Source organism: Halosimplex aquaticum, from assembly GCF_028747785.1.
Taxonomy (GTDB): Archaea; Halobacteriota; Halobacteria; order Halobacteriales; family Haloarculaceae; genus Halosimplex; species Halosimplex aquaticum.
This window is the reverse complement of the sequence record NZ_CP118158.1, coordinates 1164641-1178375: the sequence shown is the minus strand read 5'-3', so window position 1 is coordinate 1178375 and position 13735 is coordinate 1164641. Positions and strand designations below refer to the sequence as shown.

The 13735-nt window shown below is 69.4% G+C and carries 17 protein-coding genes; 9 read left to right on the top strand and 8 right to left on the bottom strand.

Going from position 1 to position 13735, the window contains the following annotated elements:
- Positions 1-16: 16 nt before the first annotated feature.
- Together PSC72_RS05815 and PSC72_RS05810 are read right to left on the bottom strand one after the other, a co-directional pair.
- The gene (locus tag PSC72_RS05815) at positions 17-976 is read right to left on the bottom strand and encodes a VOC family protein (protein ID WP_274324950.1); all 960 of its coding nucleotides are present in this window, start codon (positions 974-976) and stop codon (positions 17-19) included.
- Positions 977-1049: 73 nt separating this feature from the next.
- On the bottom strand, positions 1050-1592 hold the full coding sequence (locus PSC72_RS05810; RefSeq protein WP_274324949.1) for a DUF1684 domain-containing protein: 543 nt from the start codon (positions 1590-1592) through the stop codon (positions 1050-1052).
- A gap of 155 nt (positions 1593-1747) precedes the next feature.
- On the opposite strand from PSC72_RS05810, the gene PSC72_RS05805 reads away from it, so the two are divergent.
- The 4 genes from PSC72_RS05805 to PSC72_RS05790 all read left to right on the top strand — a co-directional run bounded on the left by PSC72_RS05805 (position 1748) and on the right by PSC72_RS05790 (position 3603).
- Entirely contained in the window at positions 1748-1942 is a 195-nt protein-coding gene (locus PSC72_RS05805; RefSeq protein WP_274324948.1) for a hypothetical protein, read from the top strand.
- A 119-nt stretch (positions 1943-2061) separates the two neighbouring features.
- Positions 2062-2367: a DUF5779 family protein gene (locus PSC72_RS05800; RefSeq protein WP_274324947.1), complete on the top strand. Its 306-nt coding sequence runs from the start codon at positions 2062-2064 to the stop codon at positions 2365-2367.
- 90 nt (positions 2368-2457) lie between these two features.
- The gene (locus PSC72_RS05795) at positions 2458-3135 is read left to right on the top strand and encodes a hypothetical protein (protein WP_274324946.1); all 678 of its coding nucleotides are present in this window, start codon (positions 2458-2460) and stop codon (positions 3133-3135) included.
- 57 nt (positions 3136-3192) lie between these two features.
- Positions 3193-3603 (top strand): hypothetical protein, encoded by a 411-nt coding sequence (locus tag PSC72_RS05790; protein ID WP_274324945.1) that lies wholly within the window; start codon positions 3193-3195, stop codon positions 3601-3603.
- Between the two features lie 34 nt (positions 3604-3637).
- On the opposite strand, the gene PSC72_RS05785 is transcribed toward PSC72_RS05790, so the two are convergent.
- Positions 3638-3847, bottom strand: a complete 210-nt coding sequence (locus PSC72_RS05785) for a ribbon-helix-helix domain-containing protein (RefSeq protein ID WP_274324944.1) — start codon at positions 3845-3847, stop codon at positions 3638-3640.
- Between the two features lie 144 nt (positions 3848-3991).
- Here PSC72_RS05785 and PSC72_RS05780 point away from each other — a divergent pair, with 144 nt between their 5' ends.
- On the top strand, positions 3992-4417 hold the full coding sequence (locus tag PSC72_RS05780) for a hypothetical protein (protein WP_274324943.1): 426 nt from the start codon (positions 3992-3994) through the stop codon (positions 4415-4417).
- 13 nt (positions 4418-4430) lie between these two features.
- Here the strand turns inward: PSC72_RS05780 and PSC72_RS05775 are convergent, their stop codons facing one another.
- The gene (locus tag PSC72_RS05775) at positions 4431-5603 is read right to left on the bottom strand and encodes a M24 family metallopeptidase (protein WP_274324942.1); all 1173 of its coding nucleotides are present in this window, start codon (positions 5601-5603) and stop codon (positions 4431-4433) included.
- 175 nt (positions 5604-5778) lie between these two features.
- Between PSC72_RS05775 and aroA the strand changes: the two genes are divergently transcribed.
- On the top strand, positions 5779-7068 hold the full coding sequence (aroA, locus tag PSC72_RS05770) for a 3-phosphoshikimate 1-carboxyvinyltransferase (protein WP_274324941.1): 1290 nt from the start codon (positions 5779-5781) through the stop codon (positions 7066-7068).
- 14 nt (positions 7069-7082) lie between these two features.
- Here the strand turns inward: aroA and PSC72_RS05765 are convergent, their stop codons facing one another.
- Positions 7083-7865 (bottom strand): DUF2071 domain-containing protein, encoded by a 783-nt coding sequence (locus tag PSC72_RS05765; RefSeq protein ID WP_274324940.1) that lies wholly within the window; start codon positions 7863-7865, stop codon positions 7083-7085.
- Between the two features lie 57 nt (positions 7866-7922).
- Positions 7923-8483: a peptide-methionine (S)-S-oxide reductase MsrA gene (gene msrA, locus PSC72_RS05760; protein ID WP_274324939.1), complete on the bottom strand. Its 561-nt coding sequence runs from the start codon at positions 8481-8483 to the stop codon at positions 7923-7925.
- Positions 8484-8619: 136 nt separating this feature from the next.
- Between msrA and PSC72_RS05755 the strand changes: the two genes are divergently transcribed.
- Positions 8620-9564 (top strand): pectinesterase family protein, encoded by a 945-nt coding sequence (locus PSC72_RS05755; RefSeq protein ID WP_274324938.1) that lies wholly within the window; start codon positions 8620-8622, stop codon positions 9562-9564.
- 26 nt (positions 9565-9590) lie between these two features.
- Here the strand turns inward: PSC72_RS05755 and PSC72_RS05750 are convergent, their stop codons facing one another.
- On the bottom strand, positions 9591-10310 hold the full coding sequence (locus tag PSC72_RS05750; protein ID WP_274324937.1) for a CPBP family intramembrane glutamic endopeptidase: 720 nt from the start codon (positions 10308-10310) through the stop codon (positions 9591-9593).
- A 164-nt stretch (positions 10311-10474) separates the two neighbouring features.
- On the opposite strand from PSC72_RS05750, the gene aroC reads away from it, so the two are divergent.
- Both aroC and PSC72_RS05740 read left to right on the top strand, forming a co-directional pair.
- A complete protein-coding gene (aroC, locus tag PSC72_RS05745; protein WP_274324936.1) occupies positions 10475-11701 on the top strand; it encodes a chorismate synthase in 1227 nt (408 codons plus the stop codon).
- A gap of 37 nt (positions 11702-11738) precedes the next feature.
- Positions 11739-12398, top strand: coding sequence for a uracil-DNA glycosylase (locus PSC72_RS05740; RefSeq protein ID WP_274324935.1), 660 nt, complete (start codon positions 11739-11741; stop codon positions 12396-12398).
- A 23-nt stretch (positions 12399-12421) separates the two neighbouring features.
- Here PSC72_RS05740 and PSC72_RS05735 read toward each other — a convergent pair whose 3' ends face one another.
- Complete coding sequence (locus tag PSC72_RS05735; protein WP_274324934.1) at positions 12422-13720, bottom strand: outer membrane protein assembly factor BamB family protein; 1299 nt, start codon at positions 13718-13720, stop codon at positions 12422-12424.
- Between the last annotated feature and the right edge of the window lie 15 nt (positions 13721-13735).

Below are 13735 nucleotides of genomic sequence, written 5' to 3'. Positions count from 1 at the left end.
CTGGCGGGGGAGCGACTCACCCGTCGTCGAGCGGCGGAAGCTGCCCCGTGATCATCTCACGGTCCGCTTCGAGCCACGGCGGTAACACGAGCGACCCGGCGGGGTCCGGTTCGCGGTCCGCGACCCCGAGCCCCGGTCGCTCGGTGGCCAGTTCGAACAGGATCCCCGCGCCGTCACGGACGTACAGCGACTCGAAGAAGTGGCGGTCCTTCACCCGCGAGGGGTCCAGGTCGCGCTCGACCAGGAGGTCGCGCCACTCCCGTAGCTGCGACGAGTCCTCGACGCTCAGGGCGACGTGGTGGATCGACCCGCGGCCCTCTCGGCCGTAGGACGCGTCGTCGGTCGGCAGGTCGACGACCGACTCGCGGCCGCCCGGCAGCCGGTAGCGGACCGCGTCCGCCCGCTCGGCGACGAGTTCGAACCCGAAAGTGTCGAGCAGGCTCGCAGTCACGTAGGGGTCCGCCGACCGCATCGACACGCCGCGGATTCCCCGGATCGCCCGGTCGGCGCGAACGTCCCCGCCGGACCACGGCCGCGTCTCGCCCCGGTCGAGGTCGGTCGGCGGAGTGGTCGCGTCGTCCACGGCGACGAGTTCGAGCGGCGTCCCGTCGGGGTCGCGAAACGGGAGGACCGACTCGCCGAACCGCTCCTCGACCGGGCCGCAGTCGACCCCGTGGTCGGCGAGGCGGTCCCGCCAGTAGGGTAACGACCCCGCGGGGACCCGGAGTGCAGTCGTCGTGATGTCGGGCTTCCCGATCCGGCCCGGTTCCTCGCGGGGATAGGTGAAGAAGGTGAGCACCGAGCCGGGCGCCCCGCGCTCGTCGCCGTAGTAGAGGTGGTAGACGAACGGTTCCTCGAAGTTCACCGTCCGGAGGAGAAAGCGGAGGCCGAGCACGTCGGCGTAGAACCGGCGGTTCTCGGTCGGGTCGCCTGCGATGACGGACACGTGGTGCACGCCGAGGACGTCCGAGAGCACTCGCTCACCTACGGACCGCACGGGGAAAAGCGTGGGAGCGGCCGACCGCGTTCAGCCGAGTCAGCGACCGGGCTCACTCGAACCGCTCGCCGGCCGTGACGGTGGTGTCCAGCCAGTTCTCCTCGGGCGGGTACGGACAGGCGAACGTCTCGCTGAACGCGCAAAAGGGCGAGTAGGCGAGGTTGAAGTCGACCGTCACCTCGTCGCCGTCTGCGAGTTCGCCGTCCGGCTCCAGTTCCATGTACCGGCCGCCGTCGTAGGTCTGCTGGCCGGTCGTCTTGTCGCGGAACGGGACGAATATCGAGTCGTCCTCCGGCCGCTGTCTGTACCCGTGGATCTCCCGCGACTCGCCGTCCAGCTCGAACGAGAAGGTGACGACGCGCTCGTAGCGGACGGTCCGGCCGTCGCTGGTCTCCATCTCGACGGGGTCGGGCTCGTCGTGGACGGTCGCGGTGGCCTCGACGCGGTAGTCGGGGTCGGGCTCGAAGTAGTCGAGGCCGTCGAAGTCGTCGCGCTCCCCCGGCGGGATCGGCGACTGCGGGTGCTCCGCGAAGAACTCGTCTTTCTCGGCCCTGTTGGCTCGCAACTGTTCGGCCCAGTCCGCAGTGTCGCTCATACGTCTGGATTGCCGCCACAGTGGTTTGAGTCCGGCGGTCGCCCGGGAATCACGTTCGGTGCAGCGCACGTCTCGGTCGCGCGAGTTTCACTGATAGTGATTCAGAGGGATGCACCTTCCGAAAGACTATTCGACGAATTCTTTGATTCGAACGTATGGATGTCGAGGAGGCCATTCTCGTCGAACTGTTTGCGATACTCTTGGTGTTGTTTGCGGGAGTCAACGAATTGACCGACACGTGGCTTCTCGCGGAGTGGGACGTGATCGGGAATATGACAATTTGGATGGCACTGGGACTCCTGATCGGATTATACGGGGTTATCGCTGGAATCCGTTCGGAAGACACCTAACCCGTCAGCGGTTTCCGAACAAGCGGGTGGAAGAATGGGGTCCGTCAAATCCGCACACGGACCGAACGTCACCACGCTCGGGCGCACACCTTTTTCTCGGTCGACGCTGAGATGGGGGTATGAGCGAGATCGACCTCGACCTCCAGACGGTCGAGGAGGAACTGACCGAGGAGGAAGACGGCGACGACGACAGCGGCGGACGGGTCGTCCTCGGCGTGCTCGACGGGTCGACGCCGGAGGAGGAGTGGCTCGCGGCGATCGAGGACGGGCAGACGCTCGTCCTCTCGGTCGAGGGGGACGTGAACGAACTCGCCTCCGGGTTCGCCCGCGACGTCCGCGACGCCGACGGCGAACTCATGCACTTCCGGGGCTTTCTGGTCGTGACGCCCCCGGGCGTCAGCATCGACACCAGTCGGCTGGACTGAGCGGGCGGAGTCCGCCGCCGCGGAAGCGGTTGTGCGGTCGCGGAACGGCCCGGCTCGCCGCTTATGTGTCCGGCGCCCCAACGCCGATCTATGCCGATGAAAGCCACCGGGAGGGCGTCGTCGTGGCGGGAGATCGACGAGTGGGACGGCGGGACGGGCTGGATCGCCCACCCCGACGAGAGGATGCAGCGGGCCAGTCACGCGCTCGTCGACGGCGAAGACGTGTGGCTCGTCGACCCCGTCGACGCCGCCGGCCTCGACGAGCGACTGGCCGACCTCGGGACGGTCCGCGGCGCCGTCGTCCTCCTCGACCGCCACACGCGCGACTCGGCGGCCATCGCCCGGCGACACGACGTGCCCGTCTTCGTCCCCGAGTGGATGGACGACGTCGCCGCGGAGGTCGACGCGCCTGTCGAACCGATCCGCCGGCGACTCCCCGAGTCCGACTACGACCTGCACAGGCTCGTCGACAACCCGTTCTGGAAGGAGGGGTTCCTCTACGACGAGAATTCGAAGACGATGGTCGTCGCGGAGGCGGTCGGGACGGGGTCGTTCTTCCGGGCGGGCATGGAGCGACTGGGCGTCCACCCCGCGCTGCGCCTGACGCCGCCGCGGTCGCTCGGCCGGTTCGCGCCCGAACGGATCCTCGTCGGCCACGGCCACGGCGTGTTCGACGACGCCGCCGGGGCGCTGGCCGAAGCGCTCGACAGCGCTCGCTGGCGGGCGCCGCGGCTCTACGCCGAGACCGTCCGGGAGTTCGTCCTGTAATCGACCGGGGTTCGATCGAGCGACGGAGTTTTCCCGATTCCCTCGAAAGACCGCAGTGTGGTGTACGCGACGCGCGGACTGGTCGAGTCGTGCCTCCGCTTCGCCAGGGAGTCCGACCCCGACCCCGTGACCATCTCGCTCTCGGTGACGACGGCCGCAGAGCTGCCCGGCGTCGGACTCCCCCCGGAGACGCCGGTTTTCACTCACTTCTACTACCCGGACTCCGCGGGGTCGGTCAACTTCGTCTTCGGGGTCGACCTGGGGACGCCGGCCGGCCAGACGCAGGGGCGGTTCGTCTCTCACCCCAACGGCGAGTTGCGCGTCCGCCAGCGCGACGACTTCCACCAGTTCATCTTCGTCGCCGTGCCGCCCTGGGACGAGGAGTCGATCGCCGTCTTCGACCGGCGCGGCCAGGAACAGCCGCTCGAACTGCTCGACGTCGAACCGCCCGAGGAGTTCCCCGAGTGAGCCCGACCGCAGGAACGCGGCCGGTCAGCGGCCGTCAGTCGAGATAGCCCAGGTCCTCGAGCTGGTCGGCGATCTCCGAGAACTCCGCCTCGGTGAGTTCGCCCTGCTGTTCGCGCTGGATGACGATGCTGCGGAGGAGAAAGCGGACGAGGTCGCTCGTGCTGGAGAAGCTCGTCCCCTCGATGGTCTCCTCGACGCGGTCGGCGAGGTCCTTGGGGATCGAGACGGTGGTGTAGTCGGTCATACCCACGGGATAGGTGTGGCCGCGGTTAGTCGTTGTGGCTGCGGGCGGACGTGAAGTCGCCGGTTCCGTTGGGTAGTCGCCCGCCGCGTTCGCGTGTCACGCGGGACACAAGAGCTACGAGGTGGACCAGCGTACTGGCGGATAATGCCCTCCAGCGATCAATCCGATTCGCTCCGTGCAGACCTCGTCCGCCGCTGGAAGGAAGAGCTGTTCTCCTCCGACACGGTGGTCGCGCTCGTCGCCGTCGCCGTCGCGCTCCCCGCCGGCCTCGCCGCGGCGGTCCTCGTCGAACCCGGAGCGCTCTACGCGGTCTGGTTCGCGAGCGCCGTCGGCCCCACCTTCGGGTACTGGCGCGGCCTGCGGATCGAGGTCGACTACGGGACCGCCGCGAAGGTCGGACTGGCGCTCTCGCTCGCCACGGCCGTCGTCGCGACCGGCGTCGTGGCGCTCGCGACCGCGCTCGCCGCGACCCAGACGGTCGCGGTCGGCGCCGGCACCGTCGTCGGACTCCTCTTCGCCGGCGTCGCCAGCCAGGTCGCGTTCCACCGATACGCGGGCCGGACGGCGTAACGGGGGCTCGGCCTCAGAGCGTGAGTTCGACCGGGTAGTCGGTGAGGTTCTCGTAGCCGCCCTCGGTGACGACCACCAGGTCTTCGATGCGGACGCCGCCGACGGCGGGGTCGTACAGGCCGGGCTCGATGGTGATGACGTGGCCCGGTTCGAGTTCACCGCCGCTGGGCGCGAGGCTCGGACCCTCGTGGACGTCGAGGCCGACGCCGTGGCCCGTGGAGTGGATGAACCCCGTCTCGGCGGCCTCGTCGCTGCGGAGCGTCGGCTCGCCGGCCTCCTCGTACACGTCGCAAGCGGCGTCGTGCACGTCGGCGCCGGTCGCGCCCGGTTCGACCGCGTCTAGCGCCGCGCGGTAGGCCTCCTCGGTCAGGTCGTACCACTCGCGGACGGTCTCCGTGGGCTCGCCCTTGCAGAAGGTCCGGGTCATGTCCGCGTGGTACTTCGTGGCCTTGTTCTGCGGGAAGATGTCGACGATGACGGGCTCGTCCGCGGCGAGCGGGCCGCTGCCGCGCTCGTGGGGGTCGGCGGCGTCCGCGCCGCAGGCGACGATGGTCTCGTCGAGCGCGCAGCCGTGGCGCAGCAGCGTCACCTCGATCTCGGTCTTGACGGCCTCGCTCGTCAGCGGTTCGCCCTCGTGATACAGCGTTCCGTCCCGAACGTCCGCGTTCGCGATCAGGTCCTCGGCGGCGTGCATCGCGGCCTCGTTCGCCTTCTGGGCCTCGCGGACGTGGTCGATCTCCTCGTCGGTTTTGACCGCGCGGATGGCCGAGACGGTTTCATCCCGATCGGCCGTGACGCTCACGCCGAGGTCGCGCAGGCCGTCGGCCGTGTGGACGGGGAACCGCGGCGGCACGGCGACGGAGTCCACGTCGTACGCGTCGAGGAAGTCGGCGAGGACGCGGTAGGAGGCCTCGTGAGGGTCGTACTCCTCGCTGTACTCGCCGTAGCCGTAGTCGATCGAGCGCTCGACGGTGGCGGCCCGGGCCTCGCGCCGGGCGCGGCCGTACTCCAGGCTCCGGTGGAAGAGGAGGCGGACCTCGCCGTCGTAGAGGGTGACGAAGGGATCAGGCGCGTCGAACCCCGAGAGGTAGTACTGGTTCGAGTCCGTCGAGTCGGCGTCGACGAGGTAGCCGTCGAGGTCCTGTTCGTCCAGAAACGCGTCCAAGTCCGAGAGGTCCGGATCCATACTGGCGTTCACAAGCGCCCCGACTAAATATGATAGCCCTCGGCCGGCCGGTCTGCGCCGGCGGCGAATCGAACGCAACGCGAACGATGCCCCCCGGTGTCGGCGGGGTCGGAGTGGTGGCGTCGCCGCTGCCGCGTCCGGTACTGACATACCTGACCGCCGCGTCGGGCCGCACATGGACGCGACCATCGAGCGGTCGACGCTGCGGGGTCGGGCGCGCGCTCCGCCGTCGAAGAGTTACACGCATCGGGCGATACTCGCGGCGGGCTACGGGAGCGAGGCGACGGTCCACGACCCGCTCGTCAGCGCCGACACGCAAGCGACCCGACGCGCCGTCGAGGCCTACGGCGGCGAGACCGACCTCTCCGAGGACCGGAGCACGCTCACCGTCGAGGGCTTCGACGGCCGCCCCGACGTGCCCGCCGACGTGATCGACTGCGCCAACAGCGGGACGACGATGCGGCTCACCACTGCCACGGCCGCCCTCGCCGACGGCCTGACGGTCCTCACCGGCGACGGGTCGCTGCGCTCGCGCCCGCAGGGACCGCTCCTTGACGCCATCGAGCAACTCGGCGGACGAGCCGAGAGCACCCGGGGCAACGGGCAGGCGCCGCTGGTCGTCGGCGGCCCCGTCGACGGCGGCACGGCGTCGATCCCCGGCGACGTGTCCTCGCAGTTCGTCACCGCGCTCCTGATGGCCGGCGCGGTCTCCGACGACGGGATCGCGGTCGACCTCGAAACGGAACTCAAGTCCGCGCCGTACGTCGACATCACCGTCGAGGTGCTGGAGGCGTTCGGCGTCGAGGCCGAAGAAATCGACGGCGGGTACCGCGTCGAGGGCGGCCAGTCCTACGCGCCCGAGGGCGGCGAGTACCACGTCCCCGGCGACTTCTCCTCGATGTCGTATCTCCTCGCCGCGGGCGCGCTCGCGGCCCCCGACGGCCTCGTCGTCGAGGGCGCCTACCCGAGCGCGCAGGGCGACTCGGCCATCGTCGACGTGCTGGAGCGGATGGGCGCCGACATCGAGTGGGACCGGGAGGCCGGCGAGATCACCGTCAGCCAGTCCGACCTGACGGGCGTCGAAGTCAGCGTCGCCGACACGCCGGACCTCCTGCCGACCATCGCCGTCCTCGGCGCGGCGGCCGACGGCACTACCTCGATCGTCGACTGCGAACACGTCCGCTACAAGGAGACCGACCGCGTGAGCGTCATGGCCGAGTCGCTCACGGAGATGGGCGCCGCCGTCGTCGAGGAGCAGGACCGACTGTCCATCCGCGGCGGCGAGACGAACCTGCGCGGCGCGACCCTCCCCGGTCGCGACGACCACCGTATCATCATGTCGCTGGCCGTCGCCGGCCTCGTCGCCGACGGCGAGACGACGATCACCGAGGCCGAGGACGTCGACGTGTCGTTCCCGGGCTTTTTCGACACGCTCGCCGAACTCGGCGCGAACGTCTCGAAGTAGGACCGGCGACCGGCTCAGACCGTCGACTGCGCTGTCGCCGCCGACGACCCGTCCGCGGCGGCCTCCGGTTCCGGACAGATCGACCCCACATCGCGCCACTCGTGACCGATGTCCCGCATCAGTAGCGCGTTGTCGAACGTCACCGCGTCGGCCGGGAACCGCCGCTCGTCCTCGAAGAAACTCGCGCTCACGTCCTCGACAGACAGCGGCGTCACCCGCCACTCGTCGGTCGCGAGTTCCACCCCGTCGAAGCGGTCGCCCGCCCCGCCGGCCGCGGGCGAGTAGCCGACCGCACCCCGCCGGTGGTACGCCGACGCCTCCTCGACGGAGTCGAAGACGCTGTCGGCGGGGATCCCGTCGGCTACGCTGGCCGTCACGGACATCCGGGTCTCGCCGTCGCGGCTCCGCATCGACACGGCGTAGCGGCCGTCGCGCTCGTCCACGTCGAAGTCGGCCCGGTAGTACTCGCCGAACGACCGCCGGCCGACGGCTGCGGTGAGTCGAGACGAGGAGTCACGTCGGGGGACGTACACACCGGACTCTCGCTTACCGTCGTCCGCCCACTCGACGCCGACGCGGTGAGCCGCGTTCTCCGACCGCGTCCCGACGAACGCCGGCAACCCTCGCGGCCGAACGTCGGTCAGCCGGAGCAGACAGATACCGCCGATGGCGTAGCCGTCGACCGTCCGCGGTTCGAACGGGTCCGGGAGGACGGCGTCCAGCGCGTCCGCTTCGATCCGGAAGTTGACGAGAATGCGCCGGTCGATGACGCCGCGCAGCGACGGGAGCCGTACCATACCCGGCGATTCGCTCGGACGACTGATATATCTTCGCGAGTGAAATCGGCGAACCAGTCAGTCGTCCGACTGCGCCGCCTTCGAGGCGAACTGCTCGCGCACCTTCTTGACCTTCGGTTCGGCGTGGAACTGGCAGTAGCGGTCGTTCGGGTTCTTGTCGTAGTAGTCCTGGTGTTTCTCCTCGGCGACCCAGAACTCCTCCAGCGGTTCGATCTCGGTGACGATCTCGTCGTTCTCGTAGCTGTCGAACTCGCCGCCCTGCTGGAGGTTGTGGACGAACCGCTCGACGATATCCTTCTGCTCGTCGTCGTGGTAGTAGACCGCCGAGCGGTACTGCGACCCCACGTCGGGCCCCTGCCTGTCTTCCGTCGTCGGGTCGTGGATCCGGAAGAACACCTCCAGCAGGTCCTCGTACGCGATGACGTCGGGGTCGTACTCGACCTGGACGACCTCGGCGTGGCCCGTCGAACCGGAGCAGACCTGCCGATAGGTCGGGTTCTCCGTGTGTCCGCCGGCGTACCCCGAGGTCACCTCCTCGACGCCGTCGAGTTCCTCGAACGCCGCTTCGATGCACCAGAAGCACCCGCCCGCGAGCGTCGCTTTCGCTGTCTCTGTCATTACTCGGTGTTAGTGACCGAGCCGTTTGAACCCAGCGGCGGACGAGAGCGCGACCCGTTCCGGTCACGTCGGTCTGCCGCGCGAGAACGCGGAGCCGAAGAGTATACGGGCGGGCGGGGAACGTAGTAGGGTATCGATGGCTCCGGGAGCACGCGAGGACTGCGACTACGTCGTCGCCGCGGACGGGAGCGGCGACTACGAGCGGCTACAGGCGGCGATCGACGACGCGAAGTCGTTCCCGCCGGACCGGGTCTCGATCTTCGTGGCTGACGGCGTGTACGACGAGAAGGTGAAAGTCCACGCCTGGAACACGAGGGTCGACCTGGTCGGCGAGAGCGTGGAGAACACGATCGTCACCTACGACGACCACTTCGACGAGATCGATCGAGGCCGCAACAGCACGTTCTTCACGTATACGCTGAAGGTCAGCGGAAACGACTTCACCGCGCGGGACCTGACCGTGCGGAACACCGCCGGTGCCGACGTCGGGCAGGCCGTCGCGCTCCACGTCGAGGCCGACCGCGCCGCCTTCGAGAACTGTCGGTTCCTCGGCGCCCAGGACACGGTCTACGCCGCCGGCGAGGGATCGCGGCAGTACTTCGACGACTGTTACGTCGAAGGCACGACCGACTTCGTCTTCGGGGCCGCCACCGCCGTCTTCGAGGACTGCGAGGTGCACTCGAAGGCCGACTCCTACGTCACGGCGGCCTCGACGCCGCAGCGGGAGCCATTCGGGTACGTTCTCGACGGCTGTACGCTGACCGCCGACCCGGACGTGTCCGAAGTCTACCTCGGTCGACCCTGGCGGGACCACGCTCACGTCGCCGTTCTCCGCTCGGAACTGGGCGACCACATCCATCCCGCCGGGTGGCACAACTGGTCGCGTCCCGAAGCCGAGGAGACCGCGACGTACGTCGAGTACGACAACAGCGGTCCGGGCGCGGTAGAGGCGGACGAGCGAGTGTCATGGTCGGAGGAGCTGACGCCGTCGGAGGCCGAGCGGTACGCGCGCGAGAACGTCCTGCTACGCGAAGGGGACCGAGAGTACGCGCAGAACTGGTACCAGATCGTCGCCGAATAGCTCCCGCGGGGGAATCGAACCAGCAGTCACAGCGCCGCGACGGCGAGTCCCGTCGCGAGCAGGTTCGCACCGAGGTGAGCGACGGTGCTCGAGGCGGTTCCCCATCGCGCCCGGAGCGCGCTGAATATCACCGCGAGGATCACGAGGGACGCGAGCCTGATCGGGTCGGCGCCGCCGTCGACGACGACGTGTTTCAGGACGAATCCCGTCGCGGCGACGGCGCTTCCGGCGAGCACGCCGTAGGAGTCCATCAGCGCGGTCTGGATCACGCCGCGCCACGCGAGTTCCTCGGCGAGCGGGACGACGAGCCCGTTGACGATCAGGAGCGCGGCCAGCACCCACGTCGCCGCGCCCGGTTCGACGGGGGGCGTCGCGGTACCGGCATCGGGCATTCCCTGAATCGCGGTGATCGTCAGGACCACGGCAAGGAGCGCGACGAAGAACGCGACGACGCCGCCGACCCCGGCGGCGACCGACCGGAGCGACACCTCGTAGTCCCAGTCTTCGGGTTCGATCCCTCGGCGCCGGCCGAGCCAGGCGATGGCGCCCGCGAGGAGCGGGAACCCGATCCCGACGAGGAGCATGTCGGCGCCCCGCGGACTCCCGATCGGGTCGGCCAGGATCGCGACCAGTTCCCACCGCAACGCGATCTCCGCGACGACCCACAGGACCATCGCACCCGCCGCGAGCGCGGCGTACCCGGGCACGCCGCTCTCGTCAGCCCCGATCCGCTGGTCAGTCGACATCTGTCATCGAACCGACTCTCGGCGTCGTGAAATACCTACGGGTGGCGCGGATCGACGACCGAACGCCGGCGTTGCCGGGCGCCGGAATCGCGGATCCGCGCGCGGCGCGGCCACATCCGCCCACATCTTCAGAACTATAAGCCCGGCCCACCGACCCCGTGGTAATGAACGGCAACGAGTTCGGGCGTCTCTTCCGGTTCACGACGTTCGGCGAGAGCCACGGGGAGGCGATGGGCTGTACAGTGTCCGGGTGTCCGGCGGGGGTCGAGATCTCCGAGGACGTGATCCAGGAGGAACTCGACCGCCGCAAGCCCGGCCAGTCGATGATCACCACCTCCCGCGGCGAGCCCGACGAGGTGTCCATCAAGTCCGGCACGCTGGAGGGGTACACCACCGGAACGCCCATCGGCATGGTCATCCAGAACAAGGACGCCCGCTCGGGCAAGTACGAGCCCTTCATCACCGCGCCGCGGCCCTCCCACGGCGACTACACCTACTCGGCGAAGTTCGGGACGCGCAACTGGGGCGGGGGCGGCCGCTCGTCGGCGCGGGAGACCGTGAACTGGGTGGCGGCGGGCGCCGTCGCCAAGCAGGTCTTAGAGCAGTCCGACCACGACGTGCAGGTCAAGGCCCACGTCAACCAGATCGGCGACATCACCGCCGACGACGTGACCTGGGAGGACATGCTCGAACACACCGAGGAGAACGAGGTCCGCTGCGCCGACCCCGAGAAAGCCGAGGAGATGCGCGACGCCATCGACCGCTACCAGCAGGAAGGCGACTCCATCGGCGGCTCCGTCTACTTCGAGTGCCGCGGCGTTCCCCGCGGGCTCGGCGCACCGCGGTTCGATTCCGTCCCCGCTCGACTCGGGCAGGCGATGTTCTCGGTGCCGGCGACGACCGCTGTCGAGTACGGCCAGGGTCGCGAGGCCCGGGAGACCCGCGGCATCGAGCGCAACGAGGACTGGGAGTTCGACGACGGCACCCGCGACGACGTCGTCAGCGAGGAGGGCGACCCCGTCCCCGTCGGCAACGACCACGGCGGCCTGCAGGGCGGCATCACGACGGGCGAACCGATCTACGGCGAGGTGACCTTCCACGCGCCCGTCTCCATCCCGAAGACCCAGACCACCGTCGACTGGGAGACCGGCGAGAAGAAGGAGGCGAAGGTCGTCGGCCGCCACGACCCGAGCCTGCCGCCGCGGGCCGTCCCCGTCCTCGAAGCGATGCTCCGGGTGACGATTCTCGACTTCATGCTCCTGGGCGGCCGCATCAACCCCGACCGCCTCGACGGCCGCCCCGGCGAGTACGACACCGCGTATCACCCCGAGAGTCCGCAGAACGACCCCGACGACGCGGACACGATGACCGAGATGGTCGACGAGGACTGATAGGCGTGGAACCACTACAGCGACCGGACCACCCATAATGGACGCACGACAGGACGAACTCGCCAACCCGTTCGGGATGGACGAGGAGTGTACGAACTGCCCGGAACTGGTCGAGACGCGCCAGCAGGTCGTCCACGGCTACGGCGACGTGGGCGCGGACTTCGTCGTCGTCGGCGACCAGCCAAGCGCCGCCGCCGACGAAACGGGCGTCCCCTTCGCCGGCGACCAGTCGCTCGTCTGGGAAATCCTCGACCGCGTCGGCCTCGTCGAGGGCGACCCCGGCGCCGAAGAGCCGGTGCCCGACGACGTCTACCTGACCTACGTGACCCGGTGTCGCCACCCCGACCGCCCGGCGACCGACGAGGAAGTCCGCAACTGCGAGGCCTACCGCTCCAGCGAACTCCGCATGATCAACCCGGAGATCATCGTCCCCGTCGGCCAGCGGGCCATCGAGGCGCTCGCCTTCCAGTACACCACCAAGAGCGAGGACGACCTCGACGTCGAGGAGTTACACGCGACCACCATGCGCGGCCGCGGGTTCGAACTCGTGCCGATGCTCGACCCCGAGGACCAGTCGCCCGAGGAGACCGAGGCGTTCGTGGAGCACTTCGCCGACCTGCTCGGGACGGACTACCGCCAGACCAAGGGCCGCCAGGGTAGCCTGGAGACCGGGCGCGGCCCCGACGACGGCGAATAGCTGTCCGATATCGCCTCTGTTGCCTATGCTTCGACTGACCGGAACGCCCGGAGCGTTCCGTCCGCGCTCGTGTAGACGAGGTCGTCGGCGACGACGGGGGTCGTTCCGACCCGATCGGCCGGGCGGGTCCAGCGTTCGCTCCCGTCGGAGGGATCGAGACAGAACAGCGTCTCCTCCGTCCGAACGAGGACCGTCTCCTCGGCGACGACCGGCCGACCAGCCGGCGCGTCGATCGAGTGGGTCCACCGCTCGGAGCCGTCAGCCGCCGATAGCGCGCGCAGGACCGGTCCCTCGCCGCCCCCGGTGACGACGTACAGCGAATCGGGGCCGACGGCCAGCTGGAACCCGGTCCCCTCGGCGGGGAATTTGTCGTCCCAGGCCGTCCCGAACGGCGGAGCCGGCGTCTCGAAGGCGGCGACCTGGCCGAAGATGTTGAGGGCGCCGTAGAGCCGTCCGTCCCGGTAGCACTGCGGGACCGGCGAGTCGTGGGGGAGCGGCGTCGGCTGTCGCTCGGCGTCCGGGAGGTCGGTCTCGCCGTCCGCGACGGCGACCGACCACGGTCCGGAGGTCTCCGGGTGACTGAAGAAGACCGACTCCTCGCTGGCGATCAGCCGGCCCGCCGGCGACGAGCCGTCCACGGTAGTCCGCCAGTGCTCGCTCCCGTCGGCCAGCGACCGCCGCACCAGCGCGTCGTCTGCCTGTTCGGATACGTAGAGACCGTGAGCGGCGGCGAGAAACCCGACGAGGTCGCCGGTCTCGATCCGCCACAGTTCCGTCCCGTCCGCGGCGTCGAGCGCGACGACCGCCTCGTAGCCCTCGACGTACACCCGGCCGTCGCGGACGCTGGGCCGATCTGCCGTGATACCGACGGACTGCTCCCAGCGCCGCTCGCCGGTCCGCGCGTCGAACGCGTGCACGCCTCCCTGGCTGCCTCCGACGAAGACCGTCTCGTCGGCGACCACCGGCGCACTGAACTCGTCGTCGGCTTCGACCGACCAGAGTTCGCCGATCGGTGCCGTCGGTCCAGCGGTCCCGGCGGCGTAGTTCGTCTGCCCCTGGTCGGCTCCGGGAATCGGCCACGACGAGGAGACGGCGTCGGGCGTGGCCGGTTCGCGGACCGTGTCTGTGGGCGAGGCAGTGTTCGTGTCCGTCGGCGACTGCGTAGCAGATTGCTCGGTCCAGTGCGGTGTGTCCGCCGGCGTGCGGCCCTCACCCGCTGACCGGTCTGTTGGCGTGTCGGTTCTCTCGTCGGCGGCACAGCCCGCCAGACCGAGGCCGGCGAGCGTGGCAAGCAAGGTGCGTCGCGTCGAGGGCGGGGACATACGTCGGCGTTTCGA